The sequence below is a fragment of the Streptomyces exfoliatus genome (genome assembly GCF_000725545.1).
GTDB lineage: Bacteria > Actinomycetota > Actinomycetes > Streptomycetales > Streptomycetaceae > Streptomyces > Streptomyces exfoliatus.
The window spans coordinates 13,262-33,435 of record NZ_JNZP01000005.1; the positions used below are offsets into that span (position 1 = coordinate 13,262).

A 20,174-nucleotide genomic window follows, 5' to 3' on the forward strand; every position below is an offset into this window, starting at 1 on the left:
CTCGGTGCGACGCTTTCAGCTTAGGCCGGGCCTCGCCGCGGGGTCCGGGATCCGTTCACTCGAACGAGCGTGCTGGGACGTTCCTCCCTGGTGGGACCGCCCCTCACGCAGGCAGTGACCTCGACGCCGGGATCAACGGGCCCTGGACCGCGCGGTGGGCGCGGGGTTCCGTGGTGCTGGTCCAGCAGGAGCCTCGTCGGGCCAGGAGGCGGCGGAGCCAGAGTTCGGTGGAGACGAGGTCGGCGAGGCCGTCCAGGGGGACCGGCTGGCCGTCGGCCGCCGCGCGGAGCGCCTCGCGGACCACCCGCGCCTCGATCAGGCCCGCGTCGGCGAGGAGCGGGGCGTCGAAGAGGGCGATGAGCCCGGGCAGCGCGGCCCGCAGGCCCGCGCGCGCGGCGGCGGCCGGGACCGCCGGATGGGGGGCGCCCCAGCCCGACGGGAGGTCGTGGACACCGGCGCCGGAGAGGACCGTACGCAGTACGCCCGCGCGTGCGTCCGGCTGGACCCGCAGCGATTCGGGGAGGGCGCGGCAGGCCCGTACGACCTGGTTGTCGAGGAAGGGGGCGTGCAGGCGCTGGCCGCGGATCTCGGCGGCCTGCTCCAGGACCCGGTGGTCGGCCGCCGCGCGCGCGAGCGCGGCACGCGCGCGTGCTTCGCCCGGGCGCTGGACGGAGGTCGGCAGCGTCGCCGCCCGGTGGAGGCGAACCGATACTTCAGCCAGCGCCTCCCCCGTCAGCCACCGCGCCGCGGGACCCGGCCGCGACCAGGTCAGCGCGGACAGGGACGCCTCCAGCGGACCGAAGCCGTCCGGCGCCGTGCGGTTCGCCTCGAGGACCCGCTGGGCCGCCGCTTCAAGGCCCGCCCGGTACGGGGTGCGCGCCAGCTTCCGCGCCGCCCGGTACACGGTCAGCGGCACCAGGAACGAACCGGCCGACGGCCCCGCCGCCTTCGCGAGCGCCGTCACGGGACGCACCAGGGAGCGGCGCCTGCGGTCCATCAGGAGGTCCGCGAGGCGCGCGGGGTGCGCGTCCAGGACCTGCTTGGCGCCCATGCCGGTGAAGTGGTCGGCGCTGCCGCCCGCGAGCCGCCTCCGGTGCCGTTCGGCCGTGACGAGCGCGGGACCCGGCTCGTCGGTGAGCGGACCGTCCAGAGCGGCGTACGGCAGCGCCTCCTCGCCCGCCGCGACGACCACGTGGTGCAGGCGCGGGTCGGCGGCGATCTCCCCGGCGCGCTTCAGCTCCTCCTCGCGGCCCGAACCTGCCCGCGTCGCCAGGTCGTTGAAGGTGACGGCGAGCAGCCGCTCCCCCGCGCCGGCGCCGTGTCCTGTGACCGTGCCCGGCACGCCGGGAAGTCCGGCCGCGAGCAGCGCGAGCGTGCCGGAGGCGCTGCCGCCGGACAGGTCGGCGCCGATGCCCGCCGCCGGGCCCGCGCCGCGGGCCGCCCGCCGGTCCGCGGGCCCCATGCCGGGGACGGGGCCCGGGTCGGGAAGCGGGGCCTCCGGCGCGTGCCGGGGGGCGGTGAGCCGGGCGCGTACGGCCTCGATCAGGGCGTCCCTGACCGCTTCGACGGACTGCCGGGCGTCGGACTCGGCCGCCGCGACCGCGAGCGAGGCCACCTGCTCGTACCCGGCGATCTCGCGCGAGCCCTCCCGCAGGATCAGCGCGTGGCCGGGCGGCACGCGCCGGACGCCCTCGTACGGGGTGGAGTCGCGCAGCGCCTCCGGGGTCTCGGGGCAGGCGAGCAGCGCCCCGAGATGGCCGATGTCGAGCTGGGCCTCGACGAGGTCGGCGAGCGGCAGGGCGGCGGTGGCGTAGGCGGTGCCGCCCTGCCACGGGGTGTGGAACACCGGCCGGGCGCCGGCCAGATCACCGGTGACCGTGACGCGGCGGCCGGCCTTGACGACCGCCGTGTAGCTGCCGGGCCAGGCCGTGAGATGCCGCAACGCGCCCCCGCGCGCGGTGAGCAGGCCGATCCGCAGCTCCTCGTCGGTGGCCGCGCAACAGCCGAGCACGGCGAGGCGGGTGTGGTCGTCGACGGCCACCACGCGGACCTCGTCCGGGCGCCAGTCGCCGACCGCCCACAGGGGGTCGGGGTCGCCCCAGAGGAGTTGTGCGCCCACCGGTTGCACCGTGCGCCCCTCGGTGGCGGCCGCCGCGGACCGCGAGGAGGGGGAGTCGTCGTAACCGCTGCCGTGACCGCTGCCGTACGAGCCGCCGTGCCCGCCGCCGTACGAGCCGGTCATCGAGCCGCTCACCGAGCCCGCTCGCGCCCCTGACGTCGTGGCGTAGCTCGCGGCGACACTGCTCCAGCCCACCAGCCATCGCATCGGCGCCTCCACGTCCGTTTCGGTGGGAGACATGCTGCCACGACAACGGCGCACGGGGCGGGGTCCGGGTGCACGCGCCTGAAAGCCGAATGCGCCCCTGGCATGGGCCAGTTGGGCACCGGCGTCATTCGGCCAAATATCGCCCCTCCGTGAGGGGCCCGAAGGCGTCCGGCGCCGGCCTCACGCCCACGGCCTCTCACCGGACATCGGCAGTCCGGGAGGCGCTCCCGCCTCCCGGAGCCGTCCGCCGCCCGCGGGGAATTGGAGCGGCGGTGTCCCCCAGCCCACTGGTCCGGACTCTGTCCCGGCCGAGCGGGCCGACCCACGCACCATCCATGGAAGCGCTCCCCGGACGACCCCGACGAGAGCGCACGGCCGGGCGCACGACCACACGGCCGGAGCACGGATCCGGCCGGGAGCTCCGCCGGCCCGACGTTCACACAACAATCTCGCCATACGGAACTCCGCCCCTTAACGGTAGGGATGCGGCGAACTACGCTGTGTTTACGAATGCCGCACGCCTATGCCCGGCGTCGTGGCGGCCGTCTGTGTTGTCGAGGGGTGGCGTCATGTCCAGGGAGCAACGCGGGCCGAACGAAAAGCTCGGCACGGTTCTCGCCCTCGCGGGAATCAGCAACGCCGGGCTCGCCCGGCGCGTCAACGACCTCGGAACGCAGCGTGGACTGACGCTTCGTTACGACAAGACCTCCGTCGCCCGATGGGTGTCGAAGGGCATGGTGCCCCAGGGCGCCGCCCCGCACCTGATCGCCGCAGCGATCGGGCAGAAGCTCGGCCGTCCCGTGCCGCTGCACGAGATCGGGCTCGCCGACGCCGACCCGGCCCCCGAGGTGGGGCTCGCCTTCCCGCGCGACGTGGGCGAGGCGGTGCGCTCGGCCACCGATCTGTACCGGCTGGACCTCGCCGGTCGGCGGGCCGGCGGTGGCGGGATCTGGCAGTCGCTCGCCGGATCCTTCGCGGTGAGCGCGTACGCGACGCCCGCGTCCCGCTGGCTGATAACCCCCGCCGACCCGTCGGTGGAGCGGGACGCCCCCCGCCCGGCGGGCGGCATCACGGCCGCCGTCACGGAGCACACGCGCGTGGGCCACAGCGACGTCGCGAAACTCCGCGAGGCGGCGGAGGACGCCCGCCGCTGGGACTCCAAGTACGGCGGCGGGGACTGGCGCTCCTCCATGGTCCCCGAGTGCTTACGGGTGGACGCCGCTCCGCTCCTCCTCGCCTCGTACTCCGACGAGGTCGGCCGGGCCCTGTTCGGCGCGACCGCCGAGCTCACCCGGCTCGCCGGCTGGATGGCCTTCGACACCGGGCAGCAGGAGGCCGCCCAGCGCTACTACATCCAGGCCCTGCGGCTCGCCCGCGCCGCCGCCGACGTGCCCCTCGGCGGCTACGTCCTGGCCTCGATGTCCCTCCAGGCGACCTACCGGGGCTTCGCCGACGAGGGCGTGGACCTCGCCCAGGCCGCGCTCGAACGGAACCGGGGCCTGGCCACCGCCCGGACCATGTCCTTCTTCCGGCTCGTCGAGGCACGCGCGCACGCGAAGGCCGGTGACGGGGTCGCCGCCGCGGCCGCGCTGAAGTCCGCCGAAGGCTGGCTGGAGCGCTCACGGGACGGGGACGGCGACCCGACCTGGCTGGGCTTCTACTCGTACGACCGGTTCTGCGCCGACGCCGCGGAGTGCTACCGCGACCTGAAGGCGCCCCACGAGGTGCGGCGCTTCACCGAGCAGGCGCTCCTGCGGCCGACCGAGGAGTTCGTCCGCTCGCACGGGCTGCGGCTCGTGGTCTCCGCCGTCGCCGAGCTGGAGTCGGGCAACCTGGACGCGGCCTGCGCGGCGGGCACGCGCGCGGTGGAGGTGGCGGGCCGGATCTCCTCGGCGCGGACGACGGAGTACGTACGGGATCTGCTGCACCGGCTCGAACCGTACGGGGACGAGCCTCGCGTCATGGAGCTGCGGGAGCGGGCCAGGCCGCTGCTCGTCGCCCCGGCGTGACGTCGGCCCTCTCCCCTGGGCGTGACCTGCGTCTCGTGATGTCGCGCGAGGTTTCACGGGATTGTCAGTGGGCCAGTGCACTATCGGGGGTGGGAGGTGGCTCTGGTGTTTGACTGTGACGTGCTGGTGATCGGTGGCGGGATCGTCGGTCTGTCGACGGCGTACGCGCTGACGCGCGCCGCTCCCGGCACGCGGGTCACGGTCCTGGAGAAGGAGCACGCCCTCGCGCGCCACCAGACGGGGCGCAACAGCGGCGTGATCCACAGCGGGATCTACTACCGGCCGGGGTCGCTCAAGGCGCGCTTCGCGGTCGAGGGCGCGGCCGAGATGGTCAAGTTCTGCGCGGAATGGGGCATTCCGTACGAGGTGACGGGGAAGCTGGTCGTCGCCACCGCGCGCGAGGAGCTGCCCCGGTTGCACGCGCTCGTGCAGCGCGGCAGGGAGAACGGCATCCCGGTGCGCGAGCTGGGCCCGGCGCAGATCAGCGAGTACGAGCCACGGGTACGGGGCCTGGCTGCGATCCACGTCGGCACCACCGGCATCTGCGACTACGGGGCGGTCTCCGCCCGGCTCGCCGAGGCCTCGGACGCCCGGATCCTGTACGGCGCGGAGGTCACCGTGATCGACCGGCGGCCGTGGGGCGTCGCCGTGCGGACGGCGGACGGCCGGGTGGTGCGGGCGCGGGTCCTGGTGAACTGCGCGGGGCTGCACTGCGACCGGATCGCACGGCTCGCGGGCGACGACCCGGGCATGCGGATCGTCCCCTTCCGGGGCGAGTACTACGAGCTGGCGGACCCCTCGCTCGTGCGGGGCCTGGTCTATCCGGTGCCGGACCCGGCGTTCCCGTTCCTCGGGGTGCATCTGACGCGGGGCATCGACGGCGGCGTCCACGTCGGGCCGAACGCGGTCCCGGCGCTCGCCCGCGAGGGATACGGCTGGTCCGTCGTCCGGCCCCGCGAGCTGGCCGGCACGCTGGCCTGGCCCGGCTCCTGGGCCATCGCCCGCGCGCACTGGCGGTACGGGGCGGGAGAGCTGCGCCGGTCGCTGTCGAAGCGGGCCTTCACGGAGGCGGTGCGGCGGCTGCTTCCGGTGGTGGAGGAGTCCGACCTGCGCCCGGCGGCGGCCGGGGTCAGAGCCCAGGCGGTGCTGCGGGACGGGACGCTCGTCGACGACTTCCTCATCCGCGAGGCGGCGCGGACGGTCCACGTCCTGAACGCGCCCTCGCCCGCGGCGACGGCGTCCCTGCCGATCGGCCGAGAGGTGGCGGGGCGGGCGCTGGCCCTGCTGTAGCGCGGCCCCGGCCCGTACCCCGTGCGCTCGTCCGGGTACCCCCGTGTGCTCGTCCGCCCATCCCCGTGCGCGCCCGCGGCCCGTACCCGCTGCTCGCCGGTCGCACCGCGCGCCCTCGCCCGGGCCCACCGTAGAATCGGGGGCATTGTGTCTGAGCAGCCTGAGAACACCCCGCGCCCCGCCGCCGACCCCGCCCAGCCCGTCGCGCAGCGGGGCAGTCGGAGGTTCGCCCCCGGTGAGGGGCCCCTGCCCGATCCCGCCGGCTCCCACCACGAGCGCCGGATCCGCAGCTTCCAGCCGCGCCGCAGCCGCGTCACCACCGGTCAGGCCGAGGCGATGCTGAAGCGGTGGCCCGACTGGGGACTCGACATCGACGGCAAGAGCGTCCTCGACCTCGGCGAGATGTTCGACGGTCTCCCGGTCGTCCTGGAGATCGGCTTCGGCATGGGCGAGGCGACCGCGCAGATGGCCGCCGCCGACCCCGGCACCGGCATCCTCGCCGTCGACGTGCACACTCCCGGCCAGGGCAATCTGCTCGGCCTCGCCGACCGGAACGGCCTGACCAACGTCCGGGTCGCCAACGGCGACGCGATCATCCTGCTCCGCGAGATGCTCGCCCCCGACGCCCTCGACGGCTGCCGGGTCTACTTCCCGGACCCGTGGCCCAAGGCCCGCCACCACAAGCGGCGGCTCATCCAGCCCGAGTTCCTCACTCTCCTCGCGACCCGGATGAAGCCCGGGGCCGTGCTGCACTGCGCCACGGACTGGGAGGAGTACGCCGAACAGATGCTGGAGGTGCTCTCCGCCCATCCGGACTTCGAGAACACCCAGGCCGACGGCGGTTACACGCCCCGCCCGTCCTTCCGGCCCCTCACGCGCTTCGAGGGCCAGGGCCTGGACAAGGGTCACGTCGTGCACGACCTCCTCTTCCGCCGGAAGTGACCTGCCGGCCGGAGGCGAACCGCCCACCGGTTCCGACCCGCGGGCCGGAACCGGCCCCGCCGAGATGACCGAGACCGGGTAACTCCGTCGCCCGGTGTCGGTGGCGGTCGTTAGGGTCGCTCACGTGTCGAAATCCGTCCCCGCCGACCAGCCGGAAGCCGCTCCCGTCCCGCTCAGGGACGCCGAGGAGCCTGCCTTCCCCGCCGCCGCCGACCGGTCCCAGTGGCGCTACCGGCCGCGACGGGCCTTCTGGCGCAGCCGGCTGGTCCGGGCCGTCGCCCTCGTCACCGTGCTCGCGATCTGCGCCCTCGTCATCCTGGGCCTGGTCCGCGAGCAGACCGGCACCGAGGGCTTCCTGGTGGGTCTGGGCCTCGCCGTGCTCCCCGTACCCCTGCTGATGGCGGCGTTCCGCTGGCTCGACCGGGTCGAGCCGGGCCCCTGGAGGAACCTGCTGTTCGCCTTCGCCTGGGGCGCCTTCGCCGCCGCGCTCGTCGCGATCCTGGCGAACACCTTCGCCATCCGCTGGATCGCGACGGCGACCGCGGACCCGCACTCGGCCGACAACCTCGGTGCCACGGTCGTCGCGCCGGTGGTGGAGGAGAGCGCGAAGGCCGCCGCGGTCCTGCTGCTCTTCCTCTTCCGCCGCCGCCACTTCGGCGGTCTCGTCGACGGAGTCGTCATCGCCGGCTTCACGGCGACCGGCTTCGCCTTCACCGAGAACATCCTCTATCTCGGCAACGCCTTCGGCGAGGACCAGGAGTTCGGCTCCTCCGGCATCGGCATGGTGACGGCCGGGACCTTCTTCGTACGGGTCGTGATGTCGCCGTTCGCGCATCCGCTCTTCACCGTGCTCACCGGCATCGGCTTCGGCCTCGCCGCGCTCGCCCCGCGCGGGAAGCGGGTCCGGAAGGTGCTCCTCCCGCTCGCGGGGCTGCTGCTCGCCATGGGCCTGCACGCCGCGTGGAACGGCTCCGCCACCTTCGGCGGCCCGTGGGCCTTCTACGCGGTGTACGGGGCGCTCATGGTCCCGGCCTTCGGGCTGCTGACCTGGCTCGCGGTGTGGAGCCGGCAGCGGGAGCTGCGCACGATATCCGGCGAGCTCCCGGCGTACGCGGAGGCCGGCTGGCTCTCCCCCGCCGAGCCGCTGGCGCTCTCCTCGATGCGGGCCCGTGAGATGGCCCGTTCGTTCGCCGCCCGGACGTACGGCCCGACGGCCGCGCGGACGGTCGGTGAGTACGAGTCGTTCGCGACGACGCTGGCGTTCCTGCGGGACCGGGCCAGGCGCGGCACGGCGGGACCCGACTTCCCGGCCCGGGAGCAGGAGCTGTTGCACCATCTGTGGCAGCGCCGTGAGGTGGCCTCGCCGTCGCTCACGTACGCGGCCAGGGCGACGGGCCGGGTGTGGTCGCCGCCGCAGTACCTGGACTACGGCGGCTACAACCCGTACCGCCGTTAGTTCGACGCCTCCGTCAGGAGGGTCAGCTCGGCCTCCGTCAGGGTGAGGCCGGCGGACGCGATCAGGGCGGGGAGCTGTTCGACCGTACGCGCCGAGGCGATCGGCGCAGCGACGGTCGGGCGGGAGGCGAGCCAGGCGAGGGCGACGGAGGCGGGTTCCGCCTCGTGCGCCTCGGCGACCGTGTCGAGCGCAGAGAGCACGGCCCGGCCCCGCTCGCTGTCCAGGTGCTTGCCGGCTCCGGCGGCCCGAGCGCTGTCGACGGCGGAGCCGGGGCGGTACTTGCCGGTGAGGAAGCCGGCCGCGAGTCCGTAGTACGGGACGGCGGAGAGGCCGGACTGCTCGACCGTCTCCTGGAGGGGGCCTTCGTAGGTCTCGCGGGAGACCAGGTTGTAGTGCGGCTGGAGGGCCACGTACCGGGCCAGGCCCTCGGTCTCGGCGAAGTCGAGGGAGGCGCGGAGCCGCTCGGGGGAGATGTTGGAGGCGGCGACGGCCCGGACCTTGCCGTCCTTCACGAGCTGGTCGAGGGCGGTGACGATCTCCTCGACGGGGACCGACTCGTCGTCGAAGTGCGTGTAGTAGAGGTCGATGTGGTCGGTGCCGAGGCGGCGCAGGGACTCCTCCGCGCCGGCCTTGATGGTCGTGGCGGAGAGCCCCTTGAAGCGGGGGTGGGCGCCGACCTTGGTGGCGACGACGATGTCGGCGCGGTTGCCGCGGGAGGCGAGCCAGCGGCCGATGACGGTCTCGGACTCGCCGCCCTCGTTGCCCTCGGCCCAGGCGGAGTAGACGTCGGCGGAGTCGACGAAGTTGCCGCCGGCGGCTGCGTAGGCGTCGAGGACGGCGAAGGACTGCGCCTCGTCGGCGGTCCAGCCGAAGACGTTGCCGCCCAGGGCGAGGGGGAAGACGTTCAGGTCCGAGCTGCCCAGCGGGCGGAGAGAGGTCATGAGTCGGTCAACCCTCTCCGCCGCCGGAGCTATTCCGCGACGGGAACCCGTCAGACCGAGAGGCCCTTGGAGCGGAGCCAGGCCGCCGGGTCGATGCCGTCGCCGCCGGGCGTGTGGACCTCCATGTGGAGGTGGGCGCCGGAGACGTTGCCGGTGGCGCCGACGCGGCCGATCGTCTCGCCGGTGCCCACGGTCTGGCCGACGCCGACCGTCATGGACGACAGGTGGCAGTACCAGACCTCGGTGCCGTCCTCCAGCTCCAGGACGATCCGGTAGCCGTAGGAGCCGGACCAGCCGGCCGACTTCACGGTGGCGCCGTGGACCGCCTTGAGCGGGGTGCCGGTGGGCGCGGCGAAGTCGAGGCCCGTGTGGTAGCCGGAGGACCACATCGAGCCGGACTGCATGTAGGTGGCGGTGAGGGAGTACGAGGAGAGCGGCATCGAGTAACTCGCGGCGAGCTGGGCGAGGCGCTCGGCCTCGGCCTTCGCCCTGGCTTCCGCCTCCGCCTTCGCCTTGGCCTCCGCTTCGGCCTTGGCCTTGGCTTCCGCCTCGGCCTCCGCGGCCGCCTTCTCCGCGGCGTCGGCCTTGGCCGCGGCCTCCGCGGCGGCCTTCTCGGCGGCCGCCTTCTCCGCCGCGGCCATGTCGGCGGCGTCGGCGGAGGCCTGCTGCTGCTCGGCCTGCTGGAGGATGCGGGCGCGCAGGGCCTCGCCGGCGTCGGCGGTGCCGGTGGTGAGGCCGGTGGGCTCGCCCTGCCCGGCCGTTGCGCCCTGCCCGGTGTCGGGCGTGGTGTACGTGGCGGCCGTGAGCGGGTTCGGGTTGGAGCCGGCCGCGCTCGCGGTCTCCATCTCCGTGTCCGTGTCGGAAAGGAGGTCGCCGACGCCGGGGAGGTCGTGGGCGTCCGGCAGGCCCAGGTCCGGGAGGTCCGGGAGCGATATGGCGACCGGCGGCTTGTCCTGCGCGGTGGCGAGGCCGCCCGCACCGACGGCCGCGATGACACCCACGCCGAGGACGGTGGAGGAGCGGGCGAAGTTGGAGCGCTGTTTGACGACCCGGTGCCGGCCGCCGGAGCGGCTCTGGGCGCGGAGGGACTCCTCGCTGGGGTTCCACTCGGTGTCCGGGGCGGCGGGACCCGCACCACCACCGAAGGCATCGAAGGGGGCTTCGGGTACGGGAGTGTTGGACGCCACTAGGGCGCGCTCCTTTCCTTCCTTCTCGCCTACCGGGTTAGCTGACGGGTTCGGAGCAGGAAGGTCTCCTACGAGCACGTCGCACAGGTGCGAAGGGCCCGATTCACCCCAAGTAGTGGTTCCCCGGTTCCTTTTCAGGATTCGGCGCGTGCGCACGGTGCCGTCTCTTGCGACGGCTGGGACGACCGCACTGCGTTATCGAACGTTAATAGACAGGGGGTCCCGATTCCAAGCCGTTCCTCTTGATCATTCATGGAATTGGGGGAGAATAGCCCGAGTTGACCCCCCTTCAGTAAGGGCCGCGCAAACCTCCGCGATCTGACGTTATGTCAATTGTTATCGCAGGGACACCTTTCGACTACGGCCCGTGACCGGATCCGTTCGGCGGCACCACCGGCATCGTCCGGCGCCGCTCCGGCTGCCCCGCCGCCGGGCGGCTCAGCGCGAGCAGCGCCATGTCGTCCGTGGACCCGCCGCCCGTGTGCAGTCGTACGTCGTCCACGAGCGCGTCGAGCAGTTCCTCGGGCCCCGGGAAGATCCGGCCGGCGAGGCGCTCCCCCGGGTCGTAGAAGACACCCGCCGCGTTCCGCGCCTCCGTGAGTCCGTCGGTGTAGAAGAGCAGCGTCGCGCCCGGCGGGAACGGCCGCCCCTCGGCCCGGTCCGGCCACGTCGCCAGATCGCCCATGCCGAGCGGCAGCGCCGGCTCGGTCGGTTCGAGCGTGTCCAGACGCCCGTCGGCGTACAGCATCAGCGGGGGCGGGTGCCCGCGGTTGACGACCCGTACGAAACCGTCGAAGGTACCGCTCCCGTCGCCGCGCGGGATCTCGGCCAGGACGGCGGTGGTGAACCCCTCGAAGGCGTCGAGCCCGTCGCGCCGGGTGCCCTCGCGGGCGAGGGCTCGTTCGAGGCGCCGCGCCACGCCCTCCAGGTTGCGCTCCTGCTCGGCCGCCTCGCGGAAGGCGCCGATGACGATGGCGACGGCCTCGACCGCCTCCATGCCCTTGCCCCGGACGTCGCCGACCACGAGTCGCACCCCGTAGGGGGTGTCCTGGACGGCGAACAGGTCGCCGCCGATGAACGCGTCCGCTTGCGCCGCCTCGTAACGGGCCGCGCACTGCAGCCCGCCGATCCGCTCGGCGGGAGTCGGCAGCACGGCCTTCTGCGCGGTCTCCGCGATGACCCGCGCCGAGGCGAGCCGCTCGCCACTGCGGCGCACGACCCGGCTGATGAGGAGGGCGAGCGCGGAGACGGTGAGGACGGTCAGGGTCTCGGTGAGGGTCGGGATCTCGGTGGCGGTGCCGTTGTAGAGGTGCAGCCCGACGGAGGCGAGGACGGCGGCGATCCCGGTGAGGAGCGTCGTGAGCGTGGAGAAGAACGGCGCGGCGATCAGCGGGGCGGCGGAGAAGAGCGGCGCCGCGGTGTACGCGGGCGGGGTCAGCAGGTCGAAGACGACCCCGCCGACGATGACCAGGGGCGGCAGGGCGCGGATGAACCGCCGGGCACGCCCGTACGACCGGCGGCCCTCGCCGTCCCGCCGCCGCCCACCGCCGACCGCTCCTAGGGGGTGCCCCACCTGTGCTCTCTCCTGCCCGGTCCGTACCGGCGCGGTCCGCACCGCGCCCTTCAAGGGTGGCCGCCGCCGCGGGGGGCGGCGACTCCCACGGGGCCGACTGGCGTACGGACCGGGCGGCGGCCCCCTGAAGGGGAAGGCTCAGTCCTCCGCGAGGCGCCCGCCCCGTGCGAGGAGGGCCATCGCCGCCGCGCACCCCAGACCCACCGCGCACAGCACCAGCCACGGCACCTCCGACCAGCCGGCCACGTCGAGCAGCGCGCCCGTCCCCAGGTTCCCGAGGGTGATCCCGATCCCGCACACCGTGTTGTAGAGCCCGTAGTGGGTGGCCACCCATCGCCCCCGGGCCAGGGCGACGACGGTGTCCATCTCGTACGGGTAGAGCACCGCGTTCCCGACGGCCAGGACCGCCGCGCACAGCAGCAGCCCGACCGGGCCCCTGCCCAGGGCCGCGGGGAGCAGGAAGGCCCCGCCCATCAGCCCGAGACCGAGGACCAGGCACCGTTCCCGGCTCAGCCGGCGCCGGCACCAGGCCGTGATCCGCAGCTGCCCGACCAGCGCGACGAGAGCCGAGACGACGAACAGCGCCGTCGTGAGCCCCGTGCCGCCCGCCGCGAGCGGCAGCGCCAGATAGACCTGGAAGGACAGGACGTACGAGCCGGTCATCGCGAGCGAGAACAGCCAGAAGGTGCGGTGGGCGAGCACCGTACGGAACTGGCCCCGCTCACTCCCCGCCGGCGCGGTCCCCCCTCCCCCTACGGGCATGTACCGGAGCTGTACGAGGGTGAGGAGGGCGAACAGCACCGCCGCCACCAGGCACGTCAGCCGGAAAGACACCCCCGTCAGGGCCACCCCGAGGAGCGGCCCGAGGAGGATGCCCGCCTGGTAGTACACGTTGAACAGGGCGAAGGCCTCGACCCTCCGCTCCTCCCCGGCCTCCGCGGCGAGACAGGCCCGCACGGCGGGGTTGAACAGCGCCCCCGCGAGACCGGTCGCGAGCGAGGCGGCGATCAGCATCGGCAGCGACTGGGCGAACGCGAGGGCTCCGAAGCCGGCCGTCCGCAGCGCACAGCCGGCCACGATGAGCGGCTTGAAGCCGAGCCGGTCGGCGAGCGCCCCGCCGACGAGGAACATGCCCTGCTGGGACAGGTTCCGGGCGCCGAGGACGAGGCCGACCGCCCAGGCCGCCATGCCGAGCCCGTCCGCGAGGTGCGCGGCCAGGTACGGCATCAGCATGTAGAAGCCGAGGTTGATGGTGAGCTGGTTGAGGAAGAGGAGCCGTACGGCCGGTTCGAAGGTACGGCTCTGCTTCCACACCCCGCCCCGGGGAGTGGTCGTCGTGGTGCTCAACGGGCCGGCTCCGCCCGGTCCATGGCCTTGCGGGTCCAGCCCTCGACGGGCGCCCCCGCCTCGTACCCGGCCGGGTCCTCCCGTACGGGCCCGTCGAGAAGGCCGTGCGCCGCGCAGAACTCGTCGTTGAAGACGGTGTCGAAGTACCGCTGCGGCCCGTCGGGGAAGACGGCCGCGATCCGCGTCCCGCGCGGCCGGGTACGGGCCAGCCACCCGGCGACGAGCGCGACCGCTCCCACGCTCCAGCCCCCGGTCGCGAACTGGCGCGAGGCCAGGCCGCGGCGGCGGGAGAGGCCGGCGGGGTGCGGAGTACGGCGTTGACCGGGTTGACCTGCGTCGTTGTCGTCGTCATGGTGATCAATCTACGGACGGAGATCACGGCGCTGAAGCGTTGATCCACGGCGGTCCGGGCCATCGGCCGGGGAATCCCCGGCGCCTTCCACAAGGCGGCGCGGATCTCACGCCTCGGGACTGAACGAGCCACCGAACACCGCCACGACCGTGTCACATGGGCGGGATTCCATCCGTCATGACGGCATGACGGCATGACGGCGAGACGGCAAGACGGACCGCGAACGGGGAGATCGACGAATGGACCACCACGACAAGGACCTCCTGGGCGGGGAACTCCTCGACGACAAGGACCTGCTCGCCCGGCGCTTCGAGGCCGACCGGGGCCACCTCAGGGCGGTGGCCTACCGGATGCTCGGCTCGCTCGGCGAGGCCGAGGACGCCGTCCAGGAGACCTGGTTCAAGCTCAGCCGCAGCGACGTCAGCGCGGTGGAGAACCTCAGCGGCTGGCTGACCACGGTCGTCGGCCGCGTCTGCCTCGACATGCTGCGCTCCCGCGGCTCGCGCCGCGAGGACCCGCTGGAGTACCACGTCCCCGACCCGGTCGTCCGGGTCGTCGACGGCACCGACCCCGAACACGCCGCCGAGCTCACCGAGTCCGTCGGCCTCGCCCTCCTCGTCGTCCTGGAGACCCTGTCACCGGCCGAGCGGCTCGCGTTCGTCCTGCACGACATGTTCGCCGTCTCCTTCGACGAGATCGCCGAGGTCGTGGACCGCACCCCGGCGGCCACCCGCCAGCTCGCCAGCCGCGCCCGCCGCCGGGTGCGGGACGCCACCCCGGCCGCCGGTCCCGACGCGCGCAGGCAGCGGGAGATCGCCGACGCCTTCCTCGCCGCCTCGCGCGGCGGTGACTTCGAGGGGCTGCTCGCGGTCCTCGACCCGGACGTGGTGCTTCGGGCGGACGGCGGCAGGACCCTCGCGGCCGTCTCGAAGATCGTCAGGGGCGCGGAGGCCGTCATCGCGCAGGCCCTCATGTACGCGAAGTTCAAGCAGGCGGCGCTGCCGGTCGTGGTCAACGGCGCACCCGCGTACCTGTCGGTCGTCGACGGACGTCCGGCCGTGCTCATGTCGTTCACGATCGCCGGGGACCGGATCGTCGGGCTCGAGATCCTGGCGGACCCGGAGCGGCTCGCCACGCTCGACCTCTCGGAGGAGGACCTGGCGAGGGCGACCTACTGACGCCCCCTCACGCCCTGCGGACAGCCGGCCCGGTGACCGACGTCCCCCTGGCGGCCGACAGGGAGGCTCCGGCCGCCAGCGAGACGACGGCGCTCGCCATGCCGAGTACGGCGCCGGCGGCCACGTCGCCCGGGTAGTGCACCCCGGTGTGGACCCGGGAGTAGCCCACGGCCATCGCCAGGACCTGCAGGGGGACGGCGGCCGGCGGCAGCACCACTCCCACGGCGGTGGCGAAGGCGACCGCCGACGCGGTGTGCCCGGAGGGGAACGAGGCCGAGTCGGGCATCGGCACGTGCCGGCCCGTCACCACCCGGGCCGCCTCCCGGTCCGGCCGCCGGCGGCGCACCAGACGCTTGCCCAGCAGGTTCGCCGCGGCCGAGGCCACGCCGATGGCCCCGACCCCGACGAGGGCCGCCCGGCGCGGCCGACCGGGGACGAGAGCGAGCCCCGCCGCCAGGGCGAACGAGATCTTGGAGTGGTCGGCCGTGTGCGAGAGCCTGCGGAACCCGGTGTCGAGCGTGGGCGTGGGGGTCGCGGCCACGGCGGCGTACACGGCCCCGTCGATCGCCCGGAGGTCCCTGAGGACCCCCCGGAGGGGGCCCGTGCTGTTCGTCGTGGTGCTCGTCCCTGTCATGTGCCGCTCCTCGGGGAGTGATGGTGGAAGGCCAGTCGGGTGATGCGCCGCCAGTCCATGGGCGGCTGGGGCTCGATGACGCCCGGCCGGTGACGGGGCACGAGGACCCGCAGGGCGCCGGGGCGGAGGGTACAGACGACGGGAGTGGGCAGGATCAGCGCCTCACCGTCGACGGCGACGGGAATGAGACCACGGTCCGCACCGGGCCCAACGTCCTCACCGGCCTCACCAGACCCACCGGACCCACCGGACCCGGTTCCCGAATTGCCGCTCCCCACTCCCACGGACTTCCCCGTCACCTCGACCCGGGCGGCCGTGAGGACGTTCAGACCGGCCGCCTGGGTGCCCCGTACGGCCAGTTCCGCGGCCTGGGCCGCCCCGTCGACCCGGATGGCGATCACCCCCAGCTCGCCCCCGTCGAGCTGCGGTCTCCGGGCGGCGGCGGCAGCGAACGGATCGGGCGCCGCGTACGGGTTGTTGCTGACCAGGAGCGCCTGCTGGGCGGGCAGCCGGCGGTCGTCGGCGATCGCGTCGAGGCGGTCGCCCTCACCGCCCTGGAGCAGATCGGGCAGGAGGTCCAGCGCGGTGCCCGCCTTCGCGTCGCGGTAGTCCGGGTGCTGGACGACATCGGCGTACACGCCGAAGGAGACCGTGTTGACGAAGGGCCGCCCGGAGACCGAACCCAGGTCGACCCGGAGTTCCTCGCCGTCGACGAGAGCCTCCAGGCAGCTCGCCGGGTCGGTGCGGTCCAGGCCCAGATCGAGGGCGAAGTGGTTACGGGTGCCGGCCGAGACGACGAGGAACGGCAGGTCGTACTCCGCGGCCACGGCGGCGACAAGGGCTTGCGTACCGTCGCCGCCGGCCACACCGAGCAGGTCGGCGCCCTCGGACACCGCCTTGCGGGCGAGCGCGGTGACATCGGTCTCGGCGGACGGGTCGAGGAGGACGACCCGGGCGCCCAGCTTCTCGGCGCGCTCGACGAGCCCGAACCGGGCGACCTTCCCGCCCCCGGACTTGGGGTTCATGATCAGCACGGGCCGGCGCGGCCGGGGCCGCCGCTCCCCGCTCGGACGCGTCGACTCCCGCTCGCCCACGGGCCGGCGCAGGGCTGCCCGCGCACAGAACAGCGCCACGCCCCACAGGCCGAGGGCCACGAGCGCGGTCAGCCAGAGGCCCCCGACGACGTACAGGGTGAGGACCGCGACGGGCGCGCCGACGGCGAGCAGGCCGCCGAACGCGCGCAGCGGCCCGCGGTGGGCGAGGAACCACCAGATCCCCGCGGCCGAACAGACCAGCCCCACGACCCCGCTCAGCAGGACCACCAGCCCGCCGTGACCGAGACCGGTCAACAGGAACAACACGGCGGCTGCCGCCGCGGCGAGCGCCCCCCGGGCCAGCCGCCGGGCCCCCGCCACCGGATCACCGGACCCACTCACCATCACCGTCACCGTCCCCACCTCCGAGCTCTCCGCCATGTTCCAGGTTCGTCCAGAGTGACGCGAACCGCGCCCGGGAGGATGCGCGCACAGACGACCGGGTCGACCGCCGCACCCCGGAACAAGGACGTGCGGGGCTCGAACCCCGACCGACGAACGAGAGGTCGGGATGGGGCCTGACGGGTGAGTCAGTCCCCGCCGGGGCGCCACCTCCGTGCCTGCCGGACGGCGACGCGGGAGGCCCAGAGCCACAGGAGCACACTGACCACGAGGACGACCCCGGCCGTGGCCAGGATCAGCCCTCCCGTGATGTACGACTCGCCGCTCGCGGTGACCGGCGACGCGAGCGCGGCCGCGACCGCGGTGCCCGCGATTCCGGCGAGGGCCAGCGGGGCGAGGACCGTCCACGCGGCGCTCGTACGGAAGACGCGCAGCCCTCCGGTGAGGACGGACAGGGGTGCGAGCGCGCGGCCCTGCCGCAGGAACTCCGCCATGGCACCGAGGCCCGCGGTGAAGGCGAGCACCGTGATGCCGACCATGCCGAACAGGGCGCTCCAGCGGCCCTGGTCGCGGTTGGGGACGCCTGCGGTGAACTGGTCCTCGCCCGGCGCCATGACTGCCGCGCCGCGCGGGAACACCTCGTGCGACAACCGCTTGAGGGCGGGTACGGACAGGGGCTTCCCGTCGGACCGCAGAACGGCGAGGACGCCGCCGCCCTCACCGTCGGAAGCGGCACGTTCCGCAAGCGTCCGGGCATCGGTACGGCGGATCAGCAGCGTCGGATCCGTCGGATCCAGAGGGTGCGTCCACAGGATCAGTTCGCGCAGCCTCGGGTCCGTCGCCGTGAGCCCGTCGACGCGCGCCTCGCGCGCCGGGCACGGCAGGCGCAGCTCGGTCAGGGCGGCGCAGTCGCCGTGCAGGATCGGGCGTGATGCGCGACCTTCGCCGGGCGGGGTCAGCAGGACGGCCTCGGTGGCCGGCGCTCCGGCGAGGAAGTCGGTCACGGAGGCCGCGGTCGCTTCGCGGATGCCGACGGTGACGACACTGCGGCCGACACGGTCGAGGCTCTGCCGGGCCTCGGCGGCCTGTGACCCGAACAGCCCCTGCCACGCGATGGCCTGCAAGAACAGGATGAGCGCGATCGAGATGCCGGTGAGGAGCCGGGCCGTCCCGCCGGGGTGGGTACTCGTGCGGCGGCCCGCCACGAGCGTTCCGGACAGGCCGTGCGCCCGCGCGCGGCGGGTGAGCAGGTGTCCGGCCTTGGCGGTGACGGTCGCGAGGGCGGCGGGAAGAGTGAGAACCGTGGCGGCGATGCCGACCCAACTGGTGAGCGTGCGCAGGGCGGCATCCGCCGCGAAGAGGTCGGGGCCCCGCACCGCCAGGATGATCGCGAGGGGGCACAGCACGGCCAGGCGGGGCAGCCAGGTGCTGCGGGACGTCCTGCGTGGCCGGGTTCCGGAGGCGCCCCGGCGGGGCGCGAGGTCCGCGAGCACCACGGTCGTCAGGACGATCAGGAGCGCGACGAGGGGTGCGAGGAGGGCGGGCAAGGCGTAGGGGCGGAAGTGGGCGGAGGAGAGGATGTAGTCGGTGTGAGGAAGGCGCGTGTCGAACAGGACCGCCGCGGCGACCACCGCCGCACCGACGACCGCCCCGAGGACGACCGGCGACCCGGCCTCACCGACGGCGATCAGGGCGCGGTCGAGGCGTCGTCCGCCGAGTGCGGTGACGAGCGCGCTCCTGCGGTCACGGGTGTGCGCGCCGGTGCGCGCCGCCACCACCAGCAGGGCCGCGGCCGGCAGGACGAGCAGGCCGGCGACAGCGGCCTGGAACATCCACTCGGGCTTGTCGTCGAGCCGGCCCGTTCCGGGCTCCAGGGACGTCGACACGCCTCGGGCCGCCGGCCCGAACCCGGTGACGAGGCTGGTGGGCGGTTCAGCGCTGAGGCCGTCGCGCGGGCGGACGTAGGCGAGCCGTTCGGACGGCTCGTCGAGGCCGTCCTCGCCGATCGTGCCCGCGAGCCGGCCGTAGCGGTGGTCGATGTCCTCGGCGGCGCCCGCCTCCCGCAGGGCCGGCGACAGGACGGCCTCGCCCGGTTCCGGCCAGCGGTCAAGGCCGGGCGGCAGCGGCGCGTCCCCCTTGTGCGGAGCCAGGTACACGACGCTGAACTGCCGCTCGCCGTCGAGCGTGTCGGAACCCACCAGCCACGCCGTCGCGTTGGCCGCCCGCTCCCCGGCCTCCTCGGGAGCCACGGGCGTCCTGGCCGTTCGCCGCTCCTCCTTGCCCGCGTACACCGCGTGTACGGCGACGAGGCCGCCCAGGCTGAGCGCGAGGACAAGCGTGGAGAGGAGCAGGGCGACGAACCGTACGCCGCCCGCTTCGGCACGCCGGCCCGCCACACCCCCGACGGCGAGCAGCCGGCGCGCGAGCGGCGCGCCGTCCCCGGCGGGCGTCACGCGGACGCCCCGGAGGAGACCGGCTTCAGCACACCCTCTTCGAGGCGAAGCGTACGGTCGGCGCGTGCGGCGATGCCGGGATCGTGGGTCACCACGAGCAGCCCGCAGGCGTGGCGCCGGGGCAGGCCGAACAGCAGCTCGGCCGTGCGGTCGCGCGTCTCCGTGTCCAGGGCTCCGGTCGGTTCGTCGGCGAGCAGCAGGGCGGGTTCGTTGATCAGGGCGCGGGCCACCGCGGTCCGCTGCCGCTCGCCGCCGGACAGCTCCTCGCTCGTCTCCGCGTCCGGTACGCCGAGTTCGTCGAGGAGCTTCCGCGCCCGGTCCCTCGCGCCCTGACGGTCGGCGCGGGCGAGGAGCGCCGCCAGCATCACGTTGTCCAACGGGCTCAGCTCCGGCAGGAGTTCACCGAACTGGAAGACCATGCCGATCGCGTCGGCGCGTAACGCGGCCAGGCGCCCGGACCGTAGGCCGACGATGTCGGTACCCGTCACCTTCACCGATCCCGCCGTCGGCTTGATCATGCCGAGTACACAGGACAGCAGGGTGCTCTTTCCGGATCCGCTCGGTCCGGTCACCGCGACGGATTCACCGGTCCGCAGGGTCAGGGAGAGTCCGTCGAACAGCTTCCGCGCGCCGAGCGAGTGTTCCAGCCCCGCAATCTCCAGGACCGGTTCTCTGTTCTCCGTGCCGTGTGCCTTGTCCACGTGCTGTCCTCACTGTGCCGGCCGCTCGGGAGTGACGGTCACACGACCCTCACGGAGCGAAACGAGAACTGCCAGCGCCCGTCCGTATGTCCGTCACATCAGCCGCACTGCGGCCGGAAGAATGGCCGACCGGCGCGGTCCGGCCGGGAACGACGGAGCGCCCCGACCGGTGGAAACCGGTCGGGGCGCTCCCCTGCAGGTCAGAGGGTTTCCCCTCCCCCGCCACACGTAGGCCGTGTGGGACTCGAACCCACAACCAACGGATTAAAAGTCCGCTGCTCTGACCAATTGAGCTAACGGCCCGTGGACAAGCACACCCGTGCAGCATAGCCCGAGAGATTCCCTGAAC

14 protein-coding genes, 1 tRNA gene, 1 pseudogene and 1 riboswitch are annotated in these 20,174 nt (G+C 73.9%); of the genes and pseudogenes, 5 read left to right on the forward strand and 11 right to left on the reverse strand.

Annotated features, from left to right (window positions below; genetic code table 11):
• Window positions 1-103: 103 nt before the first annotated feature.
• Window positions 104-2,326, reverse strand: a complete 2,223-nt coding sequence (locus tag IO20_RS0107450; protein ID WP_037634865.1) for an asparagine synthase-related protein — start codon at window positions 2,324-2,326, stop codon at window positions 104-106.
• A 569-nt stretch (window positions 2,327-2,895) separates the two neighbouring features.
• Here IO20_RS0107450 and IO20_RS0107455 point away from each other — a divergent pair.
• The 4 genes from IO20_RS0107455 (at window position 2,896) to IO20_RS0107470 (ending at window position 8,023) form a co-directional block, all read left to right on the forward strand.
• Complete coding sequence (locus IO20_RS0107455; protein ID WP_030549580.1) at window positions 2,896-4,335, forward strand: NsdA family TPR-like regulatory protein; 1,440 nt, start codon at window positions 2,896-2,898, stop codon at window positions 4,333-4,335.
• Window positions 4,336-4,440: 105 nt separating this feature from the next.
• Window positions 4,441-5,625 (forward strand): L-2-hydroxyglutarate oxidase, encoded by a 1,185-nt coding sequence (lhgO, locus tag IO20_RS0107460; protein ID WP_030549581.1) that lies wholly within the window; start codon window positions 4,441-4,443, stop codon window positions 5,623-5,625.
• A 147-nt stretch (window positions 5,626-5,772) separates the two neighbouring features.
• Window positions 5,773-6,567 (forward strand): tRNA (guanosine(46)-N7)-methyltransferase TrmB, encoded by a 795-nt coding sequence (gene trmB / locus IO20_RS0107465; RefSeq protein WP_030549582.1) that lies wholly within the window; start codon window positions 5,773-5,775, stop codon window positions 6,565-6,567.
• Window positions 6,568-6,691: 124 nt separating this feature from the next.
• A complete protein-coding gene (locus IO20_RS0107470) occupies window positions 6,692-8,023 on the forward strand; it encodes a PrsW family intramembrane metalloprotease (protein WP_037634869.1) in 1,332 nt (443 codons plus the stop codon).
• Here the strand turns inward: IO20_RS0107470 and IO20_RS0107475 are convergent.
• The 5 genes and pseudogenes from IO20_RS0107475 to IO20_RS0107495 form a co-directional block, all read right to left on the reverse strand.
• The gene (locus tag IO20_RS0107475; protein WP_030549584.1) at window positions 8,020-8,964 is read right to left on the reverse strand and encodes an aldo/keto reductase; all 945 of its coding nucleotides are present in this window, start codon (window positions 8,962-8,964) and stop codon (window positions 8,020-8,022) included. The two genes, IO20_RS0107470 and IO20_RS0107475, sit on opposite strands and share 4 nt — an antisense overlap.
• Before the next feature lie 50 nt (window positions 8,965-9,014).
• Window positions 9,015-10,151 (reverse strand): M23 family metallopeptidase, encoded by a 1,137-nt coding sequence (locus IO20_RS0107480; RefSeq protein WP_030549585.1) that lies wholly within the window; start codon window positions 10,149-10,151, stop codon window positions 9,015-9,017.
• 11 nt (window positions 10,152-10,162) lie between these two features.
• Window positions 10,163-10,308, reverse strand: a riboswitch (cyclic di-AMP (ydaO/yuaA leader).
• Window positions 10,309-10,509: 201 nt separating this feature from the next.
• Entirely contained in the window at window positions 10,510-11,724 is a 1,215-nt protein-coding gene (locus IO20_RS0107485) for a PP2C family protein-serine/threonine phosphatase (protein WP_030549586.1), read from the reverse strand.
• Between the two features lie 138 nt (window positions 11,725-11,862).
• Window positions 11,863-13,071 carry an MFS transporter gene (locus tag IO20_RS0107490; RefSeq protein ID WP_030549587.1) on the reverse strand — a complete coding sequence of 403 codons (1,209 nt, stop codon included), beginning with the start codon at window positions 13,069-13,071 and terminating at the stop codon, window positions 11,863-11,865.
• Window positions 13,068-13,352 (reverse strand): annotated as a pseudogene (locus IO20_RS0107495) (pyridoxal-5'-phosphate-dependent protein subunit beta); the annotation flags it as partial. The gene IO20_RS0107490 and the pseudogene IO20_RS0107495, both read right to left, overlap by 4 nt.
• A gap of 310 nt (window positions 13,353-13,662) precedes the next feature.
• On the opposite strand from IO20_RS0107495, the gene sigJ reads away from it, so the two are divergent.
• Window positions 13,663-14,601 (forward strand): RNA polymerase sigma factor SigJ, encoded by a 939-nt coding sequence (sigJ, locus tag IO20_RS0107500; RefSeq protein WP_030549589.1) that lies wholly within the window; start codon window positions 13,663-13,665, stop codon window positions 14,599-14,601.
• Between the two features lie 7 nt (window positions 14,602-14,608).
• Here the strand turns inward: sigJ and IO20_RS0107505 are convergent, their stop codons facing one another.
• From IO20_RS0107505 to IO20_RS0107525, 5 genes are all read right to left on the reverse strand, one after another.
• Window positions 14,609-15,235 carry a phosphatase PAP2 family protein gene (locus IO20_RS0107505; protein ID WP_051874428.1) on the reverse strand — a complete coding sequence of 209 codons (627 nt, stop codon included), beginning with the start codon at window positions 15,233-15,235 and terminating at the stop codon, window positions 14,609-14,611.
• Window positions 15,232-16,674: a diacylglycerol/lipid kinase family protein gene (locus IO20_RS0107510; protein ID WP_211270352.1), complete on the reverse strand. Its 1,443-nt coding sequence runs from the start codon at window positions 16,672-16,674 to the stop codon at window positions 15,232-15,234. The genes IO20_RS0107505 and IO20_RS0107510 overlap by 4 nt, the downstream gene beginning before the upstream one ends.
• 185 nt (window positions 16,675-16,859) lie before the next feature.
• Window positions 16,860-19,124, reverse strand: a complete 2,265-nt coding sequence (locus tag IO20_RS37460; protein ID WP_051874429.1) for a hypothetical protein — start codon at window positions 19,122-19,124, stop codon at window positions 16,860-16,862.
• On the reverse strand, window positions 19,121-19,825 hold the full coding sequence (locus IO20_RS0107520) for an ABC transporter ATP-binding protein (protein ID WP_037634875.1): 705 nt from the start codon (window positions 19,823-19,825) through the stop codon (window positions 19,121-19,123). Before IO20_RS0107520 ends, IO20_RS37460 begins: the two co-directional genes overlap by 4 nt.
• Before the next feature lie 229 nt (window positions 19,826-20,054).
• Window positions 20,055-20,128: transfer RNA gene (locus tag IO20_RS0107525), tRNA-Lys, on the reverse strand.
• Window positions 20,129-20,174: the final 46 nt, after the last annotated feature.

What these genes read in the sequence shown, in the direction of transcription:
- IO20_RS0107455 (WP_030549580.1), top strand. Translation starts at nt 2,896, where the DNA reads ATGTCCAGGGAGCAACGCGGGCCGAACGAAAAGCTCGGCACGGTTCTC.
- sigJ (WP_030549589.1), top strand. Translation starts at nt 13,663, where the DNA reads ATGGACCACCACGACAAGGACCTCCTGGGCGGGGAACTCCTCGACGAC.
- IO20_RS0107475 (WP_030549584.1), bottom strand. Translation starts at nt 8,964, where the DNA reads ATGACCTCTCTCCGCCCGCTGGGCAGCTCGGACCTGAACGTCTTCCCC.
- IO20_RS0107510 (WP_211270352.1), bottom strand. Translation starts at nt 16,674, where the DNA reads ATGGTGAGTGGGTCCGGTGATCCGGTGGCGGGGGCCCGGCGGCTGGCC.
- IO20_RS0107505 (WP_051874428.1), bottom strand. Translation starts at nt 15,235, where the DNA reads ATGACAGGGACGAGCACCACGACGAACAGCACGGGCCCCCTCCGGGGG.
- IO20_RS0107450 (WP_037634865.1), bottom strand. Translation starts at nt 2,326, where the DNA reads ATGCGATGGCTGGTGGGCTGGAGCAGTGTCGCCGCGAGCTACGCCACG.